Annotated in this window: 20 protein-coding genes; 15 read left to right on the top strand and 5 right to left on the bottom strand. The window is 69.4% G+C overall.

Annotation, left to right across the window (positions count from 1 at the left end; translation table 11 throughout):
- Nucleotides 1-49 precede the first annotated feature (49 nt).
- Both treY and treZ read left to right on the top strand, forming a co-directional pair.
- The gene (gene treY / locus ASC59_RS10420; RefSeq protein ID WP_235492654.1) at nucleotides 50-2,479 is read left to right on the top strand and encodes a malto-oligosyltrehalose synthase; all 2,430 of its coding nucleotides are present in this window, start codon (nucleotides 50-52) and stop codon (nucleotides 2,477-2,479) included.
- Nucleotides 2,476-4,230, top strand: a complete 1,755-nt coding sequence (treZ, locus tag ASC59_RS10415) for a malto-oligosyltrehalose trehalohydrolase (RefSeq protein WP_055821820.1) — start codon at nucleotides 2,476-2,478, stop codon at nucleotides 4,228-4,230. The genes treY and treZ overlap by 4 nt, the downstream gene beginning before the upstream one ends.
- Here the strand turns inward: treZ and ASC59_RS10410 are convergent.
- The gene (locus tag ASC59_RS10410) at nucleotides 4,214-5,305 is read right to left on the bottom strand and encodes a carboxylate-amine ligase (RefSeq protein WP_082513521.1); all 1,092 of its coding nucleotides are present in this window, start codon (nucleotides 5,303-5,305) and stop codon (nucleotides 4,214-4,216) included. The two genes, treZ and ASC59_RS10410, sit on opposite strands and share 17 nt — an antisense overlap.
- A 201-nt stretch (nucleotides 5,306-5,506) precedes the next feature.
- Here ASC59_RS10410 and ASC59_RS10405 point away from each other — a divergent pair, with 201 nt between their 5' ends.
- Complete coding sequence (locus ASC59_RS10405; protein ID WP_055821814.1) at nucleotides 5,507-5,866, top strand: TFIIB-type zinc ribbon-containing protein; 360 nt, start codon at nucleotides 5,507-5,509, stop codon at nucleotides 5,864-5,866.
- Nucleotides 5,867-6,046: 180 nt separating this feature from the next.
- Here ASC59_RS10405 and ASC59_RS10400 read toward each other — a convergent pair whose 3' ends face one another.
- Nucleotides 6,047-6,751, bottom strand: a complete 705-nt coding sequence (locus tag ASC59_RS10400; protein WP_055821811.1) for a type 1 glutamine amidotransferase domain-containing protein — start codon at nucleotides 6,749-6,751, stop codon at nucleotides 6,047-6,049.
- A 64-nt stretch (nucleotides 6,752-6,815) separates the two neighbouring features.
- On the bottom strand, nucleotides 6,816-8,057 hold the full coding sequence (locus ASC59_RS10395) for an MFS transporter (protein WP_055821808.1): 1,242 nt from the start codon (nucleotides 8,055-8,057) through the stop codon (nucleotides 6,816-6,818).
- Between the two features lie 165 nt (nucleotides 8,058-8,222).
- Here ASC59_RS10395 and ASC59_RS10390 point away from each other — a divergent pair, with 165 nt between their 5' ends.
- Nucleotides 8,223-8,678, top strand: coding sequence for a MarR family winged helix-turn-helix transcriptional regulator (locus ASC59_RS10390; RefSeq protein ID WP_055821805.1), 456 nt, complete (start codon nucleotides 8,223-8,225; stop codon nucleotides 8,676-8,678).
- Between the two features lie 88 nt (nucleotides 8,679-8,766).
- Here the strand turns inward: ASC59_RS10390 and ASC59_RS10385 are convergent, their stop codons facing one another.
- Nucleotides 8,767-9,630, bottom strand: coding sequence for an NAD-dependent epimerase/dehydratase family protein (locus tag ASC59_RS10385; protein WP_055821802.1), 864 nt, complete (start codon nucleotides 9,628-9,630; stop codon nucleotides 8,767-8,769).
- A 236-nt stretch (nucleotides 9,631-9,866) separates the two neighbouring features.
- Between ASC59_RS10385 and ASC59_RS10380 the strand changes: the two genes are divergently transcribed.
- From ASC59_RS10380 to ASC59_RS10355, 6 genes are all read left to right on the top strand, one after another.
- Complete coding sequence (locus tag ASC59_RS10380; protein ID WP_055821799.1) at nucleotides 9,867-10,256, top strand: ArsR/SmtB family transcription factor; 390 nt, start codon at nucleotides 9,867-9,869, stop codon at nucleotides 10,254-10,256.
- Entirely contained in the window at nucleotides 10,253-10,729 is a 477-nt protein-coding gene (locus ASC59_RS10375) for an SRPBCC family protein (RefSeq protein ID WP_055821797.1), read from the top strand. The genes ASC59_RS10380 and ASC59_RS10375 overlap by 4 nt, the downstream gene beginning before the upstream one ends.
- Before the next feature lie 113 nt (nucleotides 10,730-10,842).
- Nucleotides 10,843-11,283: a VOC family protein gene (locus ASC59_RS10370; RefSeq protein WP_055821794.1), complete on the top strand. Its 441-nt coding sequence runs from the start codon at nucleotides 10,843-10,845 to the stop codon at nucleotides 11,281-11,283.
- Between the two features lie 28 nt (nucleotides 11,284-11,311).
- Complete coding sequence (locus tag ASC59_RS10365; RefSeq protein ID WP_055821791.1) at nucleotides 11,312-12,187, top strand: PhzF family phenazine biosynthesis protein; 876 nt, start codon at nucleotides 11,312-11,314, stop codon at nucleotides 12,185-12,187.
- 228 nt (nucleotides 12,188-12,415) lie between these two features.
- Complete coding sequence (locus ASC59_RS10360; RefSeq protein WP_055821788.1) at nucleotides 12,416-13,192, top strand: DUF1353 domain-containing protein; 777 nt, start codon at nucleotides 12,416-12,418, stop codon at nucleotides 13,190-13,192.
- Nucleotides 13,193-13,262: 70 nt separating this feature from the next.
- Nucleotides 13,263-13,511 carry a hypothetical protein gene (locus tag ASC59_RS10355; RefSeq protein WP_055821785.1) on the top strand — a complete coding sequence of 83 codons (249 nt, stop codon included), beginning with the start codon at nucleotides 13,263-13,265 and terminating at the stop codon, nucleotides 13,509-13,511.
- 24 nt (nucleotides 13,512-13,535) lie between these two features.
- On the opposite strand, the gene ASC59_RS10350 is transcribed toward ASC59_RS10355, so the two are convergent.
- Nucleotides 13,536-14,477, bottom strand: coding sequence for an EamA family transporter (locus tag ASC59_RS10350; RefSeq protein WP_055821780.1), 942 nt, complete (start codon nucleotides 14,475-14,477; stop codon nucleotides 13,536-13,538).
- 279 nt (nucleotides 14,478-14,756) lie between these two features.
- On the opposite strand from ASC59_RS10350, the gene ASC59_RS10345 reads away from it, so the two are divergent.
- The 5 genes from ASC59_RS10345 to recQ all read left to right on the top strand — a co-directional run bounded on the left by ASC59_RS10345 (nucleotide 14,757) and on the right by recQ (nucleotide 23,622).
- Nucleotides 14,757-18,827, top strand: a complete 4,071-nt coding sequence (locus ASC59_RS10345; RefSeq protein WP_055821777.1) for an ExeM/NucH family extracellular endonuclease — start codon at nucleotides 14,757-14,759, stop codon at nucleotides 18,825-18,827.
- A gap of 227 nt (nucleotides 18,828-19,054) precedes the next feature.
- A complete protein-coding gene (locus ASC59_RS10340) occupies nucleotides 19,055-19,699 on the top strand; it encodes a hypothetical protein (RefSeq protein WP_055821774.1) in 645 nt (214 codons plus the stop codon).
- 97 nt (nucleotides 19,700-19,796) lie between these two features.
- Nucleotides 19,797-20,522: a YcnI family copper-binding membrane protein gene (locus tag ASC59_RS10335; RefSeq protein ID WP_055821770.1), complete on the top strand. Its 726-nt coding sequence runs from the start codon at nucleotides 19,797-19,799 to the stop codon at nucleotides 20,520-20,522.
- A 5-nt stretch (nucleotides 20,523-20,527) separates the two neighbouring features.
- Entirely contained in the window at nucleotides 20,528-21,214 is a 687-nt protein-coding gene (locus ASC59_RS10330) for a copper resistance CopC family protein (RefSeq protein WP_055821767.1), read from the top strand.
- Between the two features lie 371 nt (nucleotides 21,215-21,585).
- Nucleotides 21,586-23,622, top strand: coding sequence for a DNA helicase RecQ (gene recQ, locus ASC59_RS10325; protein ID WP_055821765.1), 2,037 nt, complete (start codon nucleotides 21,586-21,588; stop codon nucleotides 23,620-23,622).
- Nucleotides 23,623-23,659: the final 37 nt, after the last annotated feature.

Genomic DNA, 23,659 nt, shown 5'->3' with positions numbered 1-23,659 from the left:
GGTGACGCCGGTGACGCCACCGGCGCCGTCACGCCTGCAGGGGGAGCGCATGCACGAATCGGATCCGACATCGGGTGAACGGATGCCGCAGGCGAGGCGCCTGCCGCGATCCACCTACCGGCTGCAGATCACGCCGGGGTTCACGCTCGACGATGCCGCATCCGTCGTCGACTACGTGCGGGATCTCGGAGCGGACTGGATCTACCTCTCGCCGTTGCTCGCCGCCGAGGACGGCTCAGACCACGGCTACGACGTCACCGACCACGCGCTGGTGGACCCGGCTCGCGGTGGCGGCGCGGCGCTCGACCGTCTCGCTGCTGCGGCCAGGGCCCGGGGACTCGGCGTGCTCATCGACATCGTGCCGAACCACGTCGGGGTCGCGACCCCCTCGGCGAACGTGTGGTGGTGGGACGTCCTGGCGCATGGTCGCGAGTCCCGCTACGCCGAGGCGTTCGACGTCGACTGGGACGCCGCCGACGGTCGACTGGTGCTGCCCGTGCTCCGCAGCGACGGCGACGACGAGCTCGCCGCGATGAGCATCGACGTCGATGCCGCCGAGCTGGTCTACTACGACCACAGGTTCCCGCTCGCACCGGGCTCCCTGGATGGGCTTCCAGACACCGGTGGAGACGCCGGCGTCGCAGCCATCCGCGCGATCCTCGACCGCCAGCACTACGCCCTCGTCGACTGGCGTCGGGCAGACGCCGAGCTGAACTACCGGCGCTTCTTCGCGGTCAACTCGCTCGCGGGCATCCGCGTCGAGATTCCGTGGGTGTTCGAGCAGTCCCACCGGGAGATCGGGCGCTGGGTGCGCGAGGGTCTGGCCGATGGCCTGCGCGTCGACCACCCCGACGGCCTCGCAGACCCCGGGCGGTATCTCGCCGACCTCGCGCGCCTCACCGACGGCGCTCCGGTCTGGGTCGAGAAGATCCTCGAGGGCGACGAGTCCATGCCACCGGAGTGGGCGACGGTCGGCACCACCGGCTACGACGCCCTCGCCCAGGTCGACAGGCTGTTCGTCGACCCGGCAGGGCGCCACCAGCTCGAGCGGGCTACGGCGGCGCTCGATCCGACCGCGGCATCGGCGTCGCCATCATGGCCCGACCTCATCCACGGCACCAAGCGCGCCATCGCCGACGGCATCCTGCACGCGGAGGTACTGAGGCTCGCGCGGCTGCTGCCGGAGCTCGAGGCTGCCGGCTTCGACCTCGACGCCCGCGCCGACGCGCTCGGCGAACTCCTCGCCTGCTTCCCGGTGTACCGCTCCTACCTGCCGTTCGGGGCCGGCCACCTCGACGAGGCCAGGGCCGAGGCGAGCCGGCGCCGGCCGGACATCGGTGCCGCCCTCGATGCCGTGGCGGCCGTACTCGCCGACCCGCGGCATCCGGCAGCGGTGCGCTTCCAGCAGACCTCCGGCATGGTGATGGCGAAGGGCGTCGAGGACACGGCCTTCTACAGGTACACCCGCCTGACCTCGCTGACCGAGGTGGGCGCCGACCCGAGCGAGTTCTCGATCGACCCCGTCGAGTTCCACTCCCGCCAGGTCGTTCGGCAGGCGGCGTATCCGCTCACGCTCACCACCCTGTCGACTCACGACACGAAGCGTGGCGAGGACGTGCGCGCCCGCATCTCGGTGCTCTCGGAGTGGGCGGACGGGTGGACGCAGGCGCTCGCCGAGTTGCACGAGAGGCTGCCGCTCGGAGACGTGGCGTTCGAGAACCTGCTGTGGCAGGCCGTCGTCGGTTCCTGGCCGGCGTCACGGGAGCGCCTGCAGGCCTACGCGGAGAAGGCGGCGCGCGAGGCGGGAACCTCGACCACCTGGACGGCGCCGGATGCAGCATTCGAAGCCCGCGTGCACGCTGCCGTCGACGCGGTCTTCGATGACGACGACGTCGCAGCCGTCGTGCAGGGCGTCGTCGACGCGGTCACGGCAGCGGGCTTCACGAACGGGCTCGGAGCCAAGCTCGTCCAGTTGACGGCACCCGGAGTCCCCGACGTCTACCAGGGCAGCGAGCTCTGGGAGCTCTCCCTCGTCGACCCCGACAACCGCCGTCCGGTCGATGCCGGGATGCGCCGCGACCTGCTCGCGCGCCTCGACGACGGCTGGCTGCCGTCGGTCGACGACTCGGGCGCCGCCAAACTGCTCGTCACCTCGCGCGCCCTGCGCCTCCGTCGCGATCACCCCGAACTCTTCACCCGGTACCTCGGCCTGCCGGCCTACGGACCCGCCGCCGACCACGTCGTCGCGTTCGACCGCGGCGGTGCCATCGCCGTCGCGACCAGGCTGCCGGTGGGGCTGGCGGCCGCAGGCGGGTGGAACGGCACCGTCCTCAGGCTGCCGGAAGATGTCCTCGTCGATGTGATCAGCGGCAGGGAATGGAGCGGCGAGGTGCTCCTCGCAGAACTCCTGGCCGACTACCCGGTCGCCCTGCTGGCTCCGCGGTCCGTGCAGTCCTCCGGCGATCGGGCCGTCCGATGATGCTGGGGGTCTGGGCGCCCGATGCCCGCGACGTGGTTCTGCGCCTCGACAGCGAGGACCTGCCGCTGACCCGTGACGAAGACGGCTGGTGGCGGCATCCGTTCGAGGTCGCCGAAGGCGTCGACTACGGCTTCATCGTCGATGGGGAGGGGCCGCTGGCGGATCCGCGGTCGCTGTGGCAGCCGCAGGGGGTTCACGGACCGTCGCGCACCCTCGACCTGCACGGCACGGATCGACTCGGCGCCGATGGAGACCCGGAGGGATCGAGCGATGGGTGGCGCGGCCGCCCTCTCGAGGGTGCCGTCATCTACGAACTCCACCTCGGGACCTTCACCCCGGAGGGCACCCTCGACGCGGCCGCCCGGCACTTCGACCACCTGCGCTCCATCGGGGTCGACTTCATCGAGCTGCTGCCGGTCAACGCCTTCAACGGCGAACACGGGTGGGGCTACGACGGCGTGCTCTGGTTCGCGGTGCACGAGCCGTACGGCGGGCCTGCTGCCTATCGCCGTTTCGTCGACGCTGCTCACGCGGCCGGCCTCGGCGTCATCCAGGACGTGGTCTACAACCACCTCGGTCCGAGCGGGAACGTGCTGCCGCGCTACGGTCCGTACCTTCACGAGCAGGACGGCCCGTGGGGGAGCGCGCTCAACCTCGATGGACCCGGCGCCGGGGAGGTGCGTCGCTACATCATCGACAACGCCATGCTCTGGCTGCGCGACTACGGTGTCGACGGACTGCGACTCGACGCCGTGCACGCGCTCCACGACACCAGCCAGACGCACATCCTCGCCGAGATCGCCGACGCGACGGATGCCCTCGCCGCAACGCTCGCGCGCCCGCTGCACCTCATCGCAGAGTCCGACCTCAACGACCCCGTCATGATCGAGCCGCGCCCCGACGGCTACGGCCTCACGGCGCAGTGGAGCGACGACTTCCATCACGCCCTGCACGTCGCGCTCACCGGTGAGGTCACCGGCTATTACGCCGACTTCGATGGACTGGCCGTGCTGAAGAAGGTGCTTACCAGGGGTTTCTTCCACGATGGCACCTGGTCGTCGTTCCGCGAGCGTGAGCACGGGCGACCGATCGACTTCGATGTCACGCCGCCCTGGCGGCTGGTCGTGAGCGACCAGAATCACGACCAGATCGGAAACAGGGCGCGGGGCGACAGGCTCGCTGAGACCCTCGACGACGGCCAGCTCGGAATCGCCGCGGCGCTCACCCTGCTCGGCCCGTTCACGCCGATGCTGTTCATGGGGGAGGAGTGGGCGGCATCGACGCCCTGGCAGTACTTCACCTCGCACCCCGAGCCGGAGCTCGGCGCTGCTGTCGTGAACGGCCGCATCTCCGAGTTCGCCCGCATGGGCTGGGACCGCGACCTGGTGCCCGACCCGCAGGACCCCGACACGCTGAAGCGGTCCGTGCTCGACTGGAGCGAGGCCGAGAATGGCCGACATGCGCGGCTCCTCGCGCTCTATCGGGAACTGGCCGGGCTACGACGCTCGGTGCTGGCGTTGCGGAGCGCCGACCTTCCGCAGGTGGAGGTCCATGGGGCATCCGTTCTCACCATGAGACGCGGTGATGTGGCCGTCACCGTGAACTTCGGCGACGTCCCGGCTCCGATCGAGGCGGCGGTGACGAGTACCGAGCTTCTGCGTTTTCCGACGACGGATGCCGCTGACGCGTCTCCGACCGCCCTCGCGGCGCACTCTCTCGTTGTGGTGCGAGTGGTCACACCGGAGCGGTGACGCTCTCGCGCAGCAACCTGGCCAGTCCGGCCGGTCCCCCGGCATGCAGTGCTGCGCGCTGCCGGTGCGCGCCGGTGCCCTCGCGCAGGAGCCTCGCGATGCCCGTCGCGACGAACTCGCGGTCGCCCTCGACCTCGAGCTGGTCGGCGATGTACGCCTGCAGGGCGTCGAGCGCGGCCCGCGCCTCCATCATGGTGCCCGAGATCGGCTCGAGCTGGCGGCCGCGCAGGCCGTCGCGCGCGGACTGCCAGAGTGCGTTGTCGAGCAGCTCCGGATGCACGTCGTACGGGCTGGTCTCATCGGCCTCGGCGAGGGCGGTCGCGACCAGCCCACGCACCACGGCGACGAGCAGAAGCGTGTCGTCGGTGGTCAGCTGGGCGTCGCACACCCGCACCTCGAGGGTGGGCACGTGCTCCGAGAGCCGCGCATTCCACATGACCATTCCGGTGTCGAAGGTGCCGCCGACCCCCACGATGTCGCGCAGCCGCCGCTCGTAGTCTGCGGCGTCGGTGAATGCGGGCGGGCATCCGGACACGGCCCAACGACGCATGACGATGGCGCGCCAGCTCTCGAAGCCCGTGTCGACTCCGCGCCAGAACGGCGAATTGCCGCACATGCCCTGCAGCAGCGGCATCCACAGTCGCACCCGGTTGAGGGCGCGGACGCCGGCGTCGCGGTCGGCGATGCCCACGTGCATGTGCAGGCCGTTGATCTGGTGGTCGGCGATGATCTGGCGGTAGTCGGCCACCACGCGCTCGTAGCGGTCGTCTTCCGTGATGGTCGGGTACAGGGGAGCCTGGAACGGCATTCCGACGCTCGCCGCGATCACGTCGAGGTTGCCGGCCCTCTCGGCCACCTCGCGGCGGAAGCGATCGAGGGCGGCGGATGCCTCGGCCAGCGTCGTGAACACCGCCGAGGTGTGCTCGACCTGGGACGCGAGGTACTCGTGATTGACGATCGGCGACCACTCGGCCTGCGCCGCCATCGACTCGTGCACGTGAGTGCCGACGTCCACGGGCCGGAGGGTCTCCGGATCGAGGAACATGAATTCCTCTTCCACCCCGAATGTCGCCATCGATCACTCCCCTCGGGCCCACGGCATCGCACAGGACCGTGGCGGAATCATGGCACACGCAGCCCGTCGACCGCTGGGGAATGACCCACATTTCACCTGCGCGCCTCATCGCCCGGTCGGTTCGGTCCGTGGGCGGCATCCGGGATCTGCTCAGAAATCGTTCCTAGGGTCGAGGAGACCCCGACGAAGGAGAGACGTTCGATGCAGTGCCCGAATGACCAGTCCGTGCTCGTGATGAGCGAGCGCAGTGGCGTCGAGATCGACTACTGCCCCACCTGTCGCGGAGTGTGGCTCGACCGCGGGGAGCTCGACAAGATCCTCGAGCGTGCTGGCGCCGAACTCAGAGCGGCTCAGGACTACAGGTCGTCGGCAGTGGCCCCGCCTGCACGCCAGCAGTCTCAGCCGAGCTGGGGTGCGCAGCAGCCGGTGCAGGCCCACGGCCAGCAGGGCTATGAGCAGCGGGGGTACGACCAGCGGGGGAACGACGACCGCCGCCGTGACGACCAGGGCTACTACCGCAAGAAGAAGCGGGAGAGCTGGCTCAGCGAGCTCTTCGACTGAGCTCCGGGCTCCGCTCCGCCCGCTGCCCACGCCGCTGATCGAGTAGTGCCCAAGCGCGGCTCCTCCCGCTGATCGAGTAGTGCCCGAGCGTGGCCCCTCCCGCTGATCGAGTAGTGCCCGAGCGCAGCGAGGCCACGTATCGAGATCACCTCACCGCGCGCCCCCGCCCTACGGCTCCGATCAGCCCTTCGCCAGCGCCTCCACCACGGCTGCCGCCACCGCTGCGCTCGACTGCGGGTTCTGACCGCTGATGAGGTTGCCGTCGACCACGACGTGGCTCGACCAGTCGGCGGCGGTCTCGACGACCGCCCCGGCCTCGCGCAAGCGCGTCTCGACGAACCACGGCGTCTTCTCGCCGGTTCCGCCGGTGAGCTCCTCGTGGTCGGTGAACACCGTGAGCCGGCGTCCGTCGAAGGCGAACGCGCCGTCGGCTCCGACGGCGGACAGCAGGGCGGCTGGGCCGTGGCAGAACGGAGCGATGATGGTTCCGGCGGCGTTCGCCTCGTCGAGCAGGCGTCCCGTCGTCGCATCGAAGGCGAGGTCGGTCATCGGGCCGTGGCCGCCAGGAAGCACGACCGCGTCGTATGCCGACACGTCGATGCCGTCGAGAGCGACGGATGCCGCCAGCTCCGGCGCGATCGCGTCGAGGTAGTCGCGCAGCTCGGCGGCCTTCTCGGCTCCGCCGGCACCGGCATCCGAGAGGCTTCCGGCGTCGACGGTGGGGGTGACCCCGCCCGGCGTCGCGATCGTGATGGTGTGGCCCGCGGCGCTCAGCTCGCGGTGCGCGACGACGAGCTCCTCGGCCCAGAAGCCCGTGGGGTGCTCGGTGCCGTCGCTCAGGGTGAGGCTGGTGGCGCCGGTGACGATCATGAGGATGTCGCTCATAGGGGGTCCTTTCGTTGTGCCGGATTCGGCGGAATGGTCTGTGGGGAGGTCCGTGCGCCGACGTTCAGACGAGGGCTGCGGTGGGCCGGGTCGGCGCCTGCGCTGAGTTGCCCGCGTCACCCAGTCTGCGCGTCTTTCGACGGGCATCGATGGCTGCGAAGGTCATCACGAGCACGGCTGCCGCTGTGATGATGGCGCCGACCCAGAGCGGAGAGGTGTAGCCGAGGCCGGCGGTGATGGCGAGGCCGCCGGCGAAGGCGCCCAGGGCGTTGCCGAGGTTGAACGCCGCGATGTTGGCGCTCGAGGCGAGTGTCGGCGCGCCGGCGGCGTAGCCCATGATGCGCGTCTGCAGACCGGGCACGGTTCCGAAGCCGAAGCCGCCCATGAGGAAGAGCAGCACGATCGTCGCGATGGGGTTCGCGGCCAGCACGGCGAACAGCACGAGCACGATGGTGAGCGCGGCGAGGAAGCCGAGCAGGGTGCCGTCGATCGACCTGTCGGCGAGCCGTCCGCCGAGCCAGTTGCCCACGACGAGGCCGGCGCCGAAGAGCACGAGCAACCAGGGCACCGTTGTCGAAGCGAAGCCGCTCACCTCGGTGAGCGTGTAGGCGATGTAGGTGAAGGCACCGAACATGCCGCCGAATCCGAGGATGGTGACGGCCAGCGACAGCCACACCTGGCCAGAGCGGAACGCGCCGAGCTCGGTGCGGAGGCTCGGCCTCTGGGGGACGGATGCTCCACCGGCGGCATCCGGAACCGCAGCAGCGGCCGGCACGAGCCGCCAGATCCCGATGAGCGCCACGACGCCGATGGCGGCGATCACCCAGAAGGTGGAGCGCCAGCCGAACTGCTGACCGAGGAAGGTGCCGAACGGGACGCCGAGCACGTTCGCTGCTGTGAGGCCCGTGAACATGATGGCGACGGCGCCCGCCTGGCGGTTGGCGGGCACCAGGCTCGCGGCGACGACGGCGCCGATGCCGAAGAAGGCGCCGTGGCAGAGGGCGGCGATGACTCGCCCGCTCATCATGACGCCGTAGCTCGGGGCCAGGGCGGACAGGGCGTTACCGGCGATGAACAGTACGAGCAGCGCCATGAGAACGGGCTTGCGGGGCAGCCGGATGGTCGCGGCGGTGATGCCGAGAGCGCCGACAACCACCGCCAGCGCGTAGCCGGAGATGAGCCATCCGGCGGCAGCCTCGCTCGCACCGAAGGTCGACGCGACCTCGGGGAGCAGTCCCATGATGACGAACTCGGTGAGTCCGATGCCGAATCCGCCGATGGCGAGGGCGATCAAGCCTGCAGGCATTGTCGAATACTCCTGTGCTGGGGTAGGTGTTCTGCGGTGATGCGCGTACGCTGGTAGTTGCAGACGCGTTGTATAAATAGTTGCACATGCAAGTACAACGCGCAAGCAACTACTTTCGTCCGGCTGTTCGGCCGGGCGACTGCGACGAGAGGATCGAGGACTGCCATGGGCATCGCCGACGACGCAGTCGAGGTGCGCGCGCAGGGCTGGCGCACGCTGGCGGCGCTGCACGGGCTCATCGAAGCGGAGTTGGAACGCGCGCTGGCCGCATCCGTCGGCGTCTCCGTCGTCGAGTACACGGTGCTGGATGCGCTGAGTCGCCAGGACGGCTGGCACATGCGGATGCAGCAGCTCGCTCGTGCCGCGGCACTCAGCGCCAGCGCGACCACCCGGCTCGTGACGCGCCTCGAGGAGCGTGCGCTGCTGACCCGCATCCTGTGCGCCGATGACAGGCGGGGCATCTACACCGAGCTGACCGCTGCGGGGCAGGCGCTCTACGAGCGGGCGCGGCCCATCCACGACGAGGCCCTGGAGCGTGTGCTCTCGACCGCTGCCGAGCAGCCCGAGCTCGCCCCGATGGTCGACGCGCTGCACGCTGTCGCGCCCGCGCACGCTCGCTGAGGCTCGGGGGAGCCTGCGGTCGACGCGCTGCACGCTGTCGCGCCTGCGCACGCTCGCTGAGGCCCGGGCGAAGCCCGCGGTCGAAGCGTCAGACGCGGTCCCGCCACGAGTGCTGCGGCTCGAAGCCGAGCACTCGCCGCGCCTTCGCGATCGAGAGCAGGGTGTCGTTCTCCCCGAGACCCCCGTGCACCGGCACGTCGGGGAACACCTCGGCCACGAGTTCAGCGTTCGGCCGGCTCATCACGGTGTCGGCGGCGGCGATGATGAAGCGGTCGAATCCTGGTCCGGCCGCCGTCAGCGCGCGCTCGATCGCCTGTGCGCCGTCTCGGGCGTCGATGTAGCCCCACAGGTTCCACTTGCGTGCGCTCGCATCCGAGTCGAACGACGGGAAGGCCGCGTAGTCCTCGGGGTCCATCACGTTCGAGAAGCGCAGGGCCGTGATCGACAGCTCCGGGTCCCAGCGCACCAGCTCGATCGCCAGCTGCTCCTCCAGGTGCTTCACCAGTGAGTAGACACTTTCGGGGCGGGCCGGGTACTCCTCGTCGACAGGGATGTAGGGCGGGGGTACGTCGAACGGGAGGCCGAGCACGGTCTCACTCGATGCGTACACGATGCGACGGATGCCGAGACGCTTCGCCGCCCAGAAGACGTTGAAGGTGCCGAGCATGTTGTTGTGGAACGTGCTCACGTCGCTGACCAGGCCCGGGGCCGGCACCGCGGCGAGGTGAACGAGGGCATCGACGTTGCCGCGATCCTCGTGCCCGTCGGGCTGCTCGGCCAGGCCGGCGATCGCGTCGATCACGGCGCCGAAGTCGCTCAGGTCGACCCGCAGGAACCCGGGCCCACGCTCGCCGTTCTGGTCGAGATTGACCACCTCGTGACCGGATGCCGCGAGCTCGCGCACCACCGTTCGTCCGAGCTTTCCCGATCCACCAGTCACCACGATGCGCATGACTCCATCCTGCCGTGCTCCGGTCCCGCGCGCGCCCCGCCCGCCCTCGGCGCTCCGCCCCCACCCCGCCGCCCGCCCGCCCCCATCCCATCGAGTCGCCCATCTTCGTCGGCTCCGAGCCCTCCGCGTGGGGCCAGAGCGACGAATCCGGGCGACTCGAGGGATGGGTGTTGACACCGGGCCGCGTCGGCGTTATCTTTAATCAATCAAATGGTTGATCAAGCAGAAGGTTGATAATGATCGTGGATCCGAAGTCGGACGAACGGCTCGACCGGGCATTCATGGCCCTGGCCGATCCCATCCGTCGGCGGATCATCGCCCGCCTCAGTCGGGGCTCGGCCACGGTCAATGAACTCGCGGAGCCGTTCGAGATCTCCAAGCAGGCGGTCTCGAAGCACATCCAGGTGCTGGAGCAGGCGGGGCTGGTCACGCGAACGCGTGATGCGCAGCGCCGGCCCGTTCACCTGAACGCCGTCGAGCTCGAACGCATGACCAGCTGGATCGACCGATACAGGCTCATCCACGAGCAGCAGTTCCGCAGTCTCGACGCTGTGCTCGGAGCGATGGGCGCATCGGATGCATCGAGACCCGCATCCGTCGACACCATCAAGGAGAAGGAACAATGAGCACCACCACCAATGCACTCACCGTCACCGCCCCGGAAGGCGTTCAGTACGTGGACTTCGTCCGCGAGTTCGACTACCCCGTCGAGGCGGTCTTCAACGCCCACCGCGACCCGGCGCTCGTGGCGCAGTGGCTCGGACCGCGCGATCTCGAGATGGAGATCGAGGAGTACGACTTCCGCACCGGAGGCCGCTACCGCTACATCCACGGCCGCGGCGACGAGAAGTACGGCTTCAACGGCGTCTTCCACGTCGTGCGCGAGAACGAGTTCGCCGTGCAGACCTTCGAGTTCGAGGGGTTCCCCGACGTGGTCGCGCTCGACGCGATGCGCTTCATCGACCTCGGCAACGGCCGAACCCGTCTCGAGGGCCACTCCGTCTACCCCACCCAGGAGGCTCGCGACGGCATGGTGGCCTCGGGCATGGAGACCGGTATGCGCGAGGGCTACGAGCGCCTGGAAGAGCTGCTCGGCTGACAACCTCTGGAAAGCGAGGAGTTTCCTCGTCCTTGCGGCGATTCCGGTGCTCCCGGGGCCGCCCGGGCGAGAAACTCCTCGCTTTCCAGCCAACGGAAGGAAGAAAGAAGATCATGGACTGGACCCTGGAAGTTGTGATCGTGCCCGTCTCCGACATCGCACGATCGATCGAGTTCTACCGCGACAAGGTCGGATTCGACCTCGACCACGACACCGACATGGGCGAGGCGCGCATCGTGCAGTTCACGCCGCGCGGCTCGGGCTGCTCGATCGTGATCGGCACCCTGCCCTCACAGAACCAGATGGAACCGGGCACCCTCAAGGGTCTGCAGTTGGTGGTGCCGGATGCCGCCACAGCACGGGAGGAGCTCATCGAACGCGGGGTGGACGCCAGCGAGCTCACCGTGTTCGACGAGCGCGACGGTGGAACCTTCTTCGGCTTCAGCGATCCCGATGGCAACAGCTGGGCCGTGCAGGAGCTGCGGGTGCGCGCCGAGAGGCCGCTCATCCCGGTCGAGTACCGAGGGCGGTTCGCTGAGGACTCCGCCGAGTAGCCACTCCGCGAGGCGCGAGAATGGCGGTGTGACCGAGTCCCCGCAGATCCTCCGCTACGCCGCCTTCACCGCCGACCCACGGGGCGGCAATCCCGCCGGCGTCGTGCTCGACGCCGGCGGGATGACCGACGCCGAGATGCAGCGCATCGCGGCCGAGGTCGACTACGCCGAGACCGCCTTCGTGACAGGGGTCGACGGCGGCGTCCACGTGATCCGCTACTTCAGCCCGATCGCCGAGGTGCCCTTCTGCGGTCACGCGACCATCGCAACGGCGGTCGCGATCGCCGAGCGCGACGGAGCCGGGGAGATCCACTTCCGCACTCCGGTCGGCGAGATCCCGATCGTGACGGATGCCGCGGGCACGCCGTCGACGGATGCCGGAGTCGCCGCCGGCATCACCGCCGCCTTCACCAGCGTCGATCCCACCGTCGAGCCCCTCGGCGCCTCCGCGCTCAGCCAGATCCTCGCCATGACGTCGCTCAGCGAGTCGCAGCTCGACGAGCGATACCCGCCGCGCGTCTCCTTCGCCGGCAACCGGCATCCGATCGTCGTCGTCGCCGACGCGGATGTCTTCGACTCCTTCACCTTCTCGCCTGTCGTCGCGCGCTCGCTCATGGACGTCGAGGGCTGGGCGGGAACCATCACCATGCTGCGAGCGATCGGCCCGACGGAGTTCGAGGCCCGTAACATCTTCCCGGTCGGACGCATCACAGAGGACCCGGCCACGGGCTCGGCCGCGGCGTCGCTGGGCGGCTACCTCCGTGAGCTCGGCCTGGTCGAGCCGCCGTCACGGGTGACGGTTCACCAGGGGCGCCATGTCGGCCGACCCAGTGTGCTCGCCGTCGACATCCCGATGACGGGCGGCATCACCGTGAGCGGCACCGCGGTCCCGATCCCCGATTGACCTGCGTCCAGGATCCATCCAAACCGATCGTCCGTCGGCTTCGAACCACTCCTCATGCCGGGGAGACGCTCGGCATGCGATGTCATCTGTGGTCGACCCGACGACCTCTTGTGCGGATGGCATGAGGGGCCCCGCGAGCGCGCGGGGCCCTTCCACTTGCCCGCACCGGTTCTTCGGCGGTGACAGTCCCACGCGGCAGGATGGACTCACACCGCGAAGGGGGAACGGATGCCGTTCATCACCGAGGACGGCGAGCCGCTGGCCTCCATCGAAATCGGCCAGGTGCCGCCAGCCGGATACCTGTTCCAGCTGCGTCGGGGCATCGGCTACAGGGAGCCGGGCACAGACGGCGTCGTGTGGGCGCCTGCCCACGCGCCCGAACCGCATCCCACCCGGCAGAACAGCACCGACCTCGCCTCGGTGCCGCCGCTGCTCTGGAGCTTCATCGCCTCCTACGGTCGCCAGTCGGCTCCGGCCATCGTGCACGACCATCGCTCAGAGGTCGCGGCGGTCATCGGTGACGGCGGCGATCCGCGAGCGGCGCTCGAGCAGCGCCGGGAGGACGACCGCATCTTCCTCGTGGGCCTGCGCGAGCAACGCGTGCCGCTGCTGCGCGCCTGGCTCATGTGGGGGTGGGTGTCGGCGGAGCGCTACCTGCGGCACGCCCGGCCGTTCGGTCTCCTCCTCCTCCTGCAGATCCTGCTGTCGCTCGCCGTCATCGCCGCGGGCATCGTGCTGGCGATCACCGTGCACCCCGCGTGGCTTCCGGTACTCCTGCTTCCCTTCGCGGCGTCGTTCCTCTGGGGTCGGAACTGGCCGATGACAGCCGTGCTCTCCTACGGGAGCGCCGTCATCGCCCCGCTCCTCATCGTGCAGCTCGTCGCGCTGCTTCCGTTCCGCCTGCTCGAGTTCCTCGTCGAACTCCTCAGCGGGGGACAGCCGACACAGGTGTTCCGACCGACGCTGCGCCCGGCCGACCGCCCCACCGACCGCCCGGCGGGGTGAGAGCCGCTGCGGTTCGACTGACCGCTCGCCGTGGTCCACGGCATCCGGAAGCCGCGGGTAGATTGTCTGCATGGCTGAGAACACCCCGGAGCCGCGCCTGCCCGGCCGCGCGGGCCGCAAGCACATGAGTGCGCTGGTCGCCTGGCCTCTGGGCCTCGTCGTCGGTGGCGTGCTCGGCGTGGCGATCGGCTACTCGCTCGACAGCGTCGTGGCCGGCGCGCTCATCGGCATCGGCATCGGCATCGCGTTCGGCGTGCTGTTCTCGCCGTCGTCGACCGAGGGCAAGCGTCCCCGCAAGGCGCCCAAGTCCACCGAATGACGGCGGCGCGAGCCGCTCGCGGGTTCAGGCCAATGCGAGCATCCCGGCGGCCGTGAGTGCCAGCGCCAGCCCGATCCACTGCACCGGGGCGATGCGCTCGCGCAGCACGATCGCTGCCAGCAGGATCGTTCCGGCAGGGTAGAGCGCCGTCAGCACGCTCATCACGCTGAGATCGCCCAGGCGGATACCGAGCAGCAGCAGGGTGTTCGCGATGGCGTCGATCACGCCGCACGCCACCGCCAGCATGATGCCCGTGCGCAGCATGCTCCGGCCAGCGGATGCCGCCGCCTCCGCGCGGGTGCGATCGTCGCCTTCGGTTCCCATGCCGGTCAGGCTCGCCGCCTCGTGGCGTGAGTGGCGGCGGCGGCGCACTCCGATCACGAACAGGAGGCCGACGACGCTGAACATGATGGCCGCGTTGACGGCGCGATTCAGCACGAGAGGCACGAGGCCGCTGTCGTCGGGGCTCAGATCGATGAGCACCAGGAACGCTCCGATGGCGGCGCCGGAACCGACGGCCATGAGGATGCCCTTGAGCGACGGACGCACGGCCCCCTTCTCCGGCACGAAGCCCACCATCACCACGGCGATGAGGGCGAGCCCGATCGCCCAGTACCCGAGCGGGGCGAGGGTCTCGCCGCCGGCGAGGGCGACCGTGAGCGGAACGATCGCGGAGACGACAGCGGTCAGCGGCGACAGGATGCTCATCGGGCCGATCGCGAGGCAGGCGTAGAGCAGGGAGATGGCGATGGCCCCCGAGACGCCGGAGAGGGCGCCCCAGAACACAGCGTCGGCCGACCACTCGCCCCCGAGCACGGGAAGCAGGATCACGAGCAGCACCAGTCCGGTGAGCGCAGCGATGGCCGTCGTCAGCAGGGCGCTCATGCGTTTGGCCGCGAGGCCCCCGAGGAAGTCGGCCGAGCCGAAGATGAGGGCGCCTGACACCCCGAGGATCACCGTGACCATAGGCGACCAGCCTAGGGTGCGGCTGTCGGCGCCGCGCGTTCAGCACACGGGCCAGCATTCGCGCGCGGCGCTGTGGCGACCAACTTAAGAGCAGATGACATTTCCCTCACGACTCTTGGCACTGTCACAGGCAGCCCATAGTCTGCGGATGACCCCTGAACGAGTGCGCCCCGAGTCGGGGTACATGCGGGAGGGGTCACCAGTTTCTCGGCGCCGCGGCCGAATCCGCGCTCGAGAGCAACCCTGTGCACCACATCCGTTTCATCCGAAGGGAAGCCCGTGTCCACGATCGAGCGCTCCAGCGCAGAGGCGGCAGCGAACACGCCGCCTGAAGTCCAGCCAGTCCGATCCCATCGCCGCCGGCTGTCGGCGCTCGCCGCCGTCACGGTCGCCACCCTCGGGTTCGCCTCCTTCGGCGCTACCCCGGCCTTCGCGGCCACCGTCGACACCACGATCGCCGCCATCCAGGGCACGGGCACGGCGAGCCCGTTCGCCGACGACGGCAACAGCTATGTCGTGCAGGGCGTCGTCACAGCAGACGAGCGCACCGGCGGCTACAACGGCATCTACATCCAGACGGCCGGCAGCGGCGGTTCCATCCCCGGAGCCTCGGAGGGGCTGTTCGTCTTCCTCGGCAGCCAGAAGCCCACCCTCGCCATCGGCGACCTGGTGCAGGCCACCGGAACCGTGCGCGAGTTCAACGGACTCACCCAGCTCACCGCATCCGCTGCCGGAGCCGTCACGGTCGTGACGCCCGGCGTCGGCGTCCCAACGGCCACCCCGCTGCCCGACACCCTGCGCGGTGCCGACCGGGAGAGCCTCGAGGGCATGCTCGTCGAGCCGACGGGCACCTACAAGGTCGCCTCCAGCCACCAGCTCTACAACTTCGGCACCCTGTGGCTGTCCGCAGGAGAGGCGCCGCTGGTGGCGGCAACCGAGCAGAAGCAGTCGGGCCCGGATGCCGCAGCCATCGCCGCGGCGAACAAGGCCAACCGTCTGCTGCTCGACGACGGCTACAGCATCCAGGTGTCCAACGTCGCGCACATCGGCGGTCAGCCGTACTACACGACCGACACTGTGGTGCGGAACGGCGATGTCGTCGACTTCCCGGCGCAGCCCTACGTGCTGAGCTTCGGCTTCGACGACTGGCGCCTGCAGCCCGCTGTCCCGATCACGGACGCGAGCCCGGCCGAGGCCAAGCCGACGTTCCAGGCGACCAACCCGCGCCCCGAGGCTCCGCCCGCCGTCGGCGGCGACGTGCGCCTCGCGTCGTTCAACGTCTTCAACTACTTCACGACCCTCACGAGCGAGAACTCGAGCGCCCGTGGTGCGGCCACGGCCGAGCAGTTCGCCATTCAGCAGTCGAAGATCGTCGCGGCCATCAACGGCCTCGACGCCGACATCGTCTCGCTCGAGGAGATCGAGAACTCGGTGAAGCTCGGCGACCCGAAGGACGAGGCACTCGGCAACCTGGTCGACGCCCTCAATGAGGCCGCCGGCAGCGAGGTGTGGAGCTTCGTGCCCACTCCCGACACGCTCACGGCGGATGTCACCGACTTCATCACCACCGCGATCATCTACAAGGCCGCTGCGGTCACCCCCGAAGGTGCCAGCCAGACCGTGCCGATCGATGAGAGCATCTGGGGCAACGCCCGTGAGCCGATCGCCCAGACGTTCAGCTTCGACGGCAAGACGGTCACCGTCGTCGCCAACCACCTGAAGTCGAAGTCCGCCCCGTCGGGTTCGACCGGCGAGCCGGCCGACGGACAGGGCTGGTTCAACGAGGACCGCGTCAAGCAGGCCCAGGCCACCCTCGCCTTCACCGACACCCTGAAGCAGACTTCGGGCAGCGGAGACGTCTTCCTCATCGGCGACTTCAACTCCTACGCCCAGGAGGACCCGATCGACGTCTTCACCGACGCCGGCTGGACCGACCTGGTGCCGACGGATGCCGCCGGCCAGTACACCTATTCCTTCAACGGCGAGCTCGGCAGCCTCGACCACGTGCTCGCCAGCCCGTCGGTCTCGTCGACCGTCACCGGCGTCGGAGTCTGGAACATCAACTCGCCCGAGTGGAGCGACCGCGGCTACGCGTTCGCCGCCACCGAGTCCGGAACACCCTGGCGCTCGAGCGACCACGACCCCATCGTCGTCGGTGTCTCGAACGAGGTGGCCCCTGTCGCGATCGACCTCGTGACGGTCAACGACTTCCACGGTCGCATCGAGAACGAGTCGGGTTCGGCTGCCGGCGGCATCGCCGCACTGTCGACGGCCGTGAAGCAGGTGCGGGCCGAGAACCCGAACACCGTTTTCGCTGCGGCGGGAGACATGGTCGGTGCCTCGACGTTCACGTCCTTCATCCAGCAGGACAACCCGACGATCGACGCCCTGAACGCGGCCGGTCTCGAGGTCAGCGCCGTGGGCAACCACGAGTTCGACAAGGGCTTCGCAGACCTCACCGACCGCATCATCCCGCGGGCGAAGTGGGAGTACCTCGGAGCGAACATCTACAAGAAGGGCACGGACGAGCGCGCCCTTCCCGCCTACTACACGGAGGAGTTCGACGGTGTGACCATCGGCTTCGTCGGAGCCGTGACGAACGAGCTGCCATCGCTCGTGAGCCCGGCCGGCATCGCCCAGCTCGACGTGCGCGACGTGACGGAGTCGGTCAACACCGTCGCCGACGAACTGCGCGACGGCGACCCGGCGAACGGTGAGGCGGATGTCGTGGTCCTCCTCGTCCACGAAGGTGCGGCGACGCCCGATGTGGCGTCTGCCACCGACCCGGCCTCCGCGTTCGGCAAGATCGTGACGGGCGTCGACTCCGACGTCGATGCGATCGTCTCCGGTCACACCCACCTCGCGTACAACCACGTGATCGACGGTCGTCCCGTCATCTCGTCTGGTCAGTACGGCGAGAAGTTCAGCGTCATGGACATCGAGGTGAACCCGCAGACCAAGGAACTGCTGTCGATGGTGAACAACACCTACGACGTCAAGACCAAGGTCGTGACCGGCAACGTCACGACGTACACGCCGAACTACGCGGATGACCCGACGGTCACGCCGATCGTCGCCGACGCCGTGGCCAAGGCCAACGAGCTGGGTGCAGTCAAGCTCGGCGACATCACGGCCGACTTCAACCGTGCCAAGCAGAGCACCGGTGCTGAGAACCGCGGGGGAGAGTCGACGCTCGGCAACTTCGTCGCCGACGTGCAGCTCTGGAGCGCTCAGCGCGACGCCGCTGACATCCAGGTCGCCCTGATGAACCCAGGCGGGCTCCGCACGGACATGAAGTACGCGTCCAGCGGGCCGGCGGATCCCGCAGGCAACCTCACCTACAAGGAGGCGGCCGTCGTCCAGCCGTTCGCCAACACCCTGGTGACGCTCACCCTCAGCGGGGCGCAGCTCAAGGAGGTGCTCGAGCAGCAGTGGCAGCCGGCCACGGCCAGCCGACCCTTCCTCAAGCTCGGCGTGTCGAAGTCCCTCGCCTACACCGAGGACCCGACGGCGCCTGTCGGTTCGCACATCACCAACATCCTGCTGAACGGTGAGCCCGTCGCCGCCGGCGACAGCATCCGTGTCGTCGTCAACTCGTTCCTGGCCTCCGGTGGAGACAACTTCTTCACTCTGGCGCAGGGAACGCAGAAGGCGGACTCCGGCAAGGTCGACCTCGAGTCGATGGTCGACTACATGGCGGCCAACTCGCCCGTGTCGCCCGACCTCGCCCAGCGCGCTGTCGGTCTGAAGCTCACGGCTCCGGCCAGTGGTGCTGCCTACGCCCCGGGGGAGTCGGTCACCGCCGACCTTTCGTCGCTCGCGTTCAGCGCCGGTGAGCCTGCGGCCTCGACGGTCGAGCTCTCGATCGGTGGAACGGTCGTCGGCTCCTCGGCCATCGACCCGACGATCGTCGACACGACGGATGAGGTGGGTCGCGCATCGGTGACCTTCACCATTCCGGCCGGCCTGTCGGGCGCCCAGCAGCTCACGATCGCGGTGCCGTCGACGGGAACGTCGATCGCCGTGCCGATCACCATCACGGCACCCGTGCCCGCGGTGAAGAGCTCGACGTTCGCCTACGCCAACACCATCCTCGGCAGCCACAACTCGGCGCTGAAGTACACGGTGGTGGTGTCGGCGCCGAAGGGCACCGTCATCACCGGCGACGTGAAGGTCTACGACGGCAAGAAGCTGCTCACGACCATCACGCTCACCGAGGGCGACAAGGGCAGGAAGACGATCACCCTGCCGAAGCTGAAGGCCGGTCTGCACCTGCTGAAGTCGGTCTACGCCGGCTCCGACACGGTGACGGGTTCCACGAGCAACACCTTCCCGGTGCTGCTCTGGTAGTCGACGCCCGGCGGCGGATCTCGATCTGCTGAACGGATGCGGCCCCTCGCCATCACGGCGGGGGGCCGCATCCGTTGCGCCGTCGCATCGCCACGCCGCGCGGCCGTTTCCCAGCGGCGCGCTTGAGATCTCACTGGCGCGCCGCAGATTCGGCAGCGCGACGATGCCGCGGTGCCCGGGGGTTCGCCGTACTGCCGACATCCGTCGGCCCTCGTAGACTCGAGGGTATGAGCCAGCGGGGTGCCCGGACTGCGCGCGGGCTGACCGCGGCTGCTGCGGCCACCCTGCTCGCCGGCCTCTCGCACTCGATCGGCGGCGGCGCAGGCGCCCAGGTGCCGTTCGGTGTCGGCACTGTCATAGCCTTCGCCTTCGCTGCCATGGTGTGCGTCGCGCTCGCCGGGCGCACGGTCTCACTCGCTCGGCTGGCGGCATCCGTGGTGCTCAGCCAGCTCGCGTTCCACGGCCTGTTCGCCGTGAGTGGCAGCTCGCTCCAGGTCACGACGAACCCGGCGGCGCACCACGATGCCTCTGTTCACCTGCTGAACCAGATCGAGTCGGGCGGTTCGATCGAGGCGATGGGCCAGGCAGGTCACCTCTCCCACGGCGGCACGGGGATGATCGTCGCACACGTGTTCGCGGCCGTGATCACCATCGCCGCCCTGCACAGCGGAGAGCGGGCGATGCTGGCGATCCTGCGTGCCGCCGGGCGCCTCATCGCCGTGCTCGTCGCGGGCGCTCCTCGGCTGGTTCCGGTCGTCGAGATCCGGCTGTCCGCCCGAGCTCTCGTCCTCCTCCCGCGCGACCTGCTGGTCGTTCTCTCGTCGATGCGGCATCGAGGGCCGCCCCGTTCGACCGCGCTCCGCCTCGCGTAGCGCTGCTCTTTCGAACCAATCCCCTCTCGGCACCGAACACCTCTCCAGACGCCGACGCGCGTCCACGGTGCCATCGACCCAAGGACGACCAACGATCATGAAGACCACCACCCGCACGACCGCCATCGCAGCCTCGGCTCTCGGCGCCGGCATCCTCCTCGCCCTCGCCTCGCCGCTCGCCGCCAGCGCGCACGTGGGCGTCACCCCCGACACCACGGCCGCCGGGTCCTACACGGTGCTCACCTTCGCGGTGCCCCACGGCTGCGACGGATCGCCGACGACGGCCATCGCCATCGACATCCCCGAGTCGATCCCGTCGGTCACCCCGACGGTCAACCCGGGCTGGACCGTCGAGAAGAGCACCATCACGCTCGACCCGCCGGTGACGGACGCCCACGGCAACGAGATCACCGAACGGGTCGGCCAGGTCGTCTACACGGCCAAAACGCCGCTCGCCGACGGCTACCGCGACACGTTCGCCCTCTCGCTGCAGCTCCCCGAGGATGCAGCCGGAGACACGCTCGAGTTCCCCGTCATACAGACCTGCGAGGTCGGCTCGACGCTGTGGAACGAGAAGACCGTCGACGGTGAGGCCGAGCCCGAGCATCCGGCGCCCGCCATCGCCGTGACCGCGGCGACCGGCGACGAACACGGCCACAGCGGTGCCGCCGCAGAGGCCGACGACCACCACGACGATGCGACGACGGATGCGGCCGAGGTCGACGTGCTCGCCCGTGTGCTCGGCCTGCTGGGCCTCGCCGTGGGAGCCGTCGCCGTGGTGATCGCCGTGGTGTCGCGTCGCCGCACACCGGCAGGGAAGTAGCGGACATGCGCACACGACTTCGTCGCCGGCTCGGCCTCGTCGGTGCGGGGGTCGCGGTTCTCGCGGCCTCCGTGCTCGGCGTGGCCGGGCCGGCCTCGGCGCACAACTACCCCGTCAGCTCCACCCCACCCGAGAACAGCACCGTCACCGAGCAGCCGGGCACGGTCTCGCTCACGACGAACGACAATCTGCTCTCCTTCGGCAACGGCTCCGCGATCCAGGTCTCGGGTCCGGCATCGGATCCGAGGTTCTACGGCGACGGATGCTCCAGGATCGTCGACGCCACCATCGAGACCGACGCGCAGCTCGGTCAACCGGGCACCTACACCGTGACCTGGCAGGTCGTTTCGACCGACGGGCATCCGGTGTCGGGCGAGTACGAGTTCGAATGGGCGCCCGCCGCCGGCACGGAGCTGGCCGACGGCAGCTCGAGCGCGCCGACCTGTCCGACCGCGTCGGCCGAGGCGCCGGCTGCCGGGAGCGACGACGGATCGGACGATCCGTCGACGGATGCCTCTGCCACGCCAGCCTCATCGCTCGGCGACCTGCTCTGGATCGCCGGCGCCCTCGCGGTCGTGGTACTCGCCGTCGTCGTCACGCTCCTGGTGCTCCGCCGCCGCAACCCCGATGCCCCGTCGGACGCCGAGGCCTACGAGGCGACGGCCCCGAAGGAGGACCCGGGCGCCCGCTGATCCCACCGCTGATCGAGTGGTGCCCGACGGCTCCCCACCGCTGATCGAGTAGTGCCCGACGGCTCCCACCGCTGATCGAGTAGTGCCCGACGGCTCCCCACCGCTGATCGAGTAGTGCCCGACGGCTCCCCACCGCTGATCGAGTAATGCCCGACGGCTCCCTACCGCTGATCGAGTAGTGCCCGACGAAGTCGGACACGTATCGAGATCACTCCCACCCCGGCGCTTCCCGAGTGCCGTGAGAGTGGTCTCGATACGCCTGCTCGCTTCACTCGCGGGCTACTCGACCGGCGCTGGGGCGACCGGCGCACCATCCCCAGCCCACCCGCTCCCAGCCGTCACCGTCAGCCCCGGCGCATAGAATCTCCGGGATGAGTTGGAACGCCGAACGGAACCAGATCCCCGACCCCGACGAGGGCTTCGACGGGTTCCCGTTCGACGACGCTCCGCCGCCCATCGACGACTGGGCGCCACCTGAGGACGGCTGGCTTCCGCCGACGGATGCCGAGCTCACCCGGGCCGCGTCGTTCGGCCGACCGGCGGCATCCGCACCTACCGCGACCCTGGTCGCCCGCGCTGCCCCGCCCCGCTTCTCGACGGCCGCCGAGGCCCTGCACACGGTGTTCGGCTACGAGTCGTTCCGGGGCGAACAGGGCGAGATCATCGACCAGGTCGCTGCAGGCGGCGACGCCATCGTCCTCATGCCCACGGGTGGAGGCAAGAGCCTCTGCTACCAGATCCCCGCCCTGCTGCGCGAGGGCACGGGCATCGTCGTCTCGCCGCTCATCGCCCTGATGCACGATCAGGTCGACGCCCTCCTCGCCGTCGGCGTGCGAGCCGCCTACCTCAATTCCACGCAGGATTCAGGGGAGCGCGCCCGCGTCGAGCGGGCCTACGTCGAGGGCGAGCTCGACCTCCTCTACATCGCTCCCGAGCGGCTGAACAACGAGGCGTCCAAGCGCTTCCTCGAGCGGGGCAGCATCGCCCTCTTCGCCATCGACGAGGCTCACTGCGTCTCGCAGTGGGGTCACGACTTCCGACCCGACTACCTCTCGCTCGGCGATCTCGCCGAGCGCTGGCCCGACGTTCCCCGCATCGCGCTCACGGCTACGGCCACCGAGGCCACGCACCGCGAGATCGCCGACAGGCTGCATCTCGAGAGCGCCAGGCACTTCGTCTCGAGCTTCGACCGGCCCAACATCCAGTACCGCATCGTGTCGAAGAACGAGCCCCGCAAGCAGCTGCTCGACTTCATCCGGACCGAGCACCCGAACGACGCCGGCATCGTCTACGCGCTCTCACGAGCGACCACGGAGAAGACGGCCGAGTTCCTCCGCGCCAACGGCCTGAACGCCCTGGCCTACCACGCCGGTCTCGACGCCGGCCTGCGCATGCGCACCCAGTCGCGCTTCCTGCGCGAGGAGGGCGTGATCGTCGTCGCCACCATCGCGTTCGGCATGGGCATCGACAAGCCCGACGTGCGCTTCGTCGCCCACATCGACCTGCCCAAGTCTGTGGAGGGCTACTACCAGGAGACGGGTCGCGCCGGGCGTGACGGCGAGCCGTCGACGGCCTGGCTCGCCTACGGCCTGCAGGACGTCGTGCAGCAGCGCCGCATGATCGACCAGTCGCCCGGCGACATGGCACATCGGCGGCGCCAGTCCGCTCACCTCGACGCCATGCTCGCCCTGTGCGAGACCGTCGAGTGCCGTCGGGTGAACCTGCTGAGCTACTTCGGCCAGCCGAGCACCCCCTGCGGCAACTGCGACACCTGCCTCAACCCTCCGGTCTCGTGGGACGGCACTGTTCCGGCGCAGAAGCTGCTGTCGACCATCGTCCGGCTGAAGCGGGAGCGCAACCAGTCCTTCGGCGCCGGTCAGATCGTCGACATCCTCCGCGGCAAGTCCACGCCGCGTACGGAGCAGTGGGGCCACGAACGCCTCGCCACCTGGGGCATCGGCGCCGACCTGAGCGACCAGCAGTGGCGCGGAGTCGCCAGACAGCTCCTCGCGCAGGGCCTGCTGGCCGCTGTCGGCGAGTACGGAACCCTCGCGCTGACGGATGCCTCGGCCGATGTGCTCTCGGGTGCCCGCACCGTCGCCCTCCGCACCGAGCCCGAGCGCTCCGCCAGCCGGTCATCCGGTCGCTCGGCGAAGTCGTCGGCGGCCCTGGCCGACCTCAGCCCGGCCGACATCGAACTGTTCGAGGCACTGCGCGCCTGGCGTGCCGCTCAGGCGAAGGAGCAGGGCGTTCCCGCCTACATCGTCTTCGGCGATGCCACCCTGCGCGCCGTCGCACAGGCTCGACCACAATCGATAGGCGACCTCGACGGCATCTCGGGCATCGGGGAGAAGAAACTCGAGGCCTATGGCGACGGCCTCATCGCCGTCGTCACGAGCGCTCGATGATCGAGTAGCGCCCGAGCGCAGCAGGACGCGTATCGAG

It is taken from the genome of Leifsonia sp. Root1293 (assembly GCF_001425325.1).
In the GTDB taxonomy this organism is placed as follows: domain Bacteria; phylum Actinomycetota; class Actinomycetes; order Actinomycetales; family Microbacteriaceae; genus Orlajensenia.
Note: the sequence above shows the minus strand (reverse complement) of the source record. Positions and strands in the feature narration are given on the sequence as shown.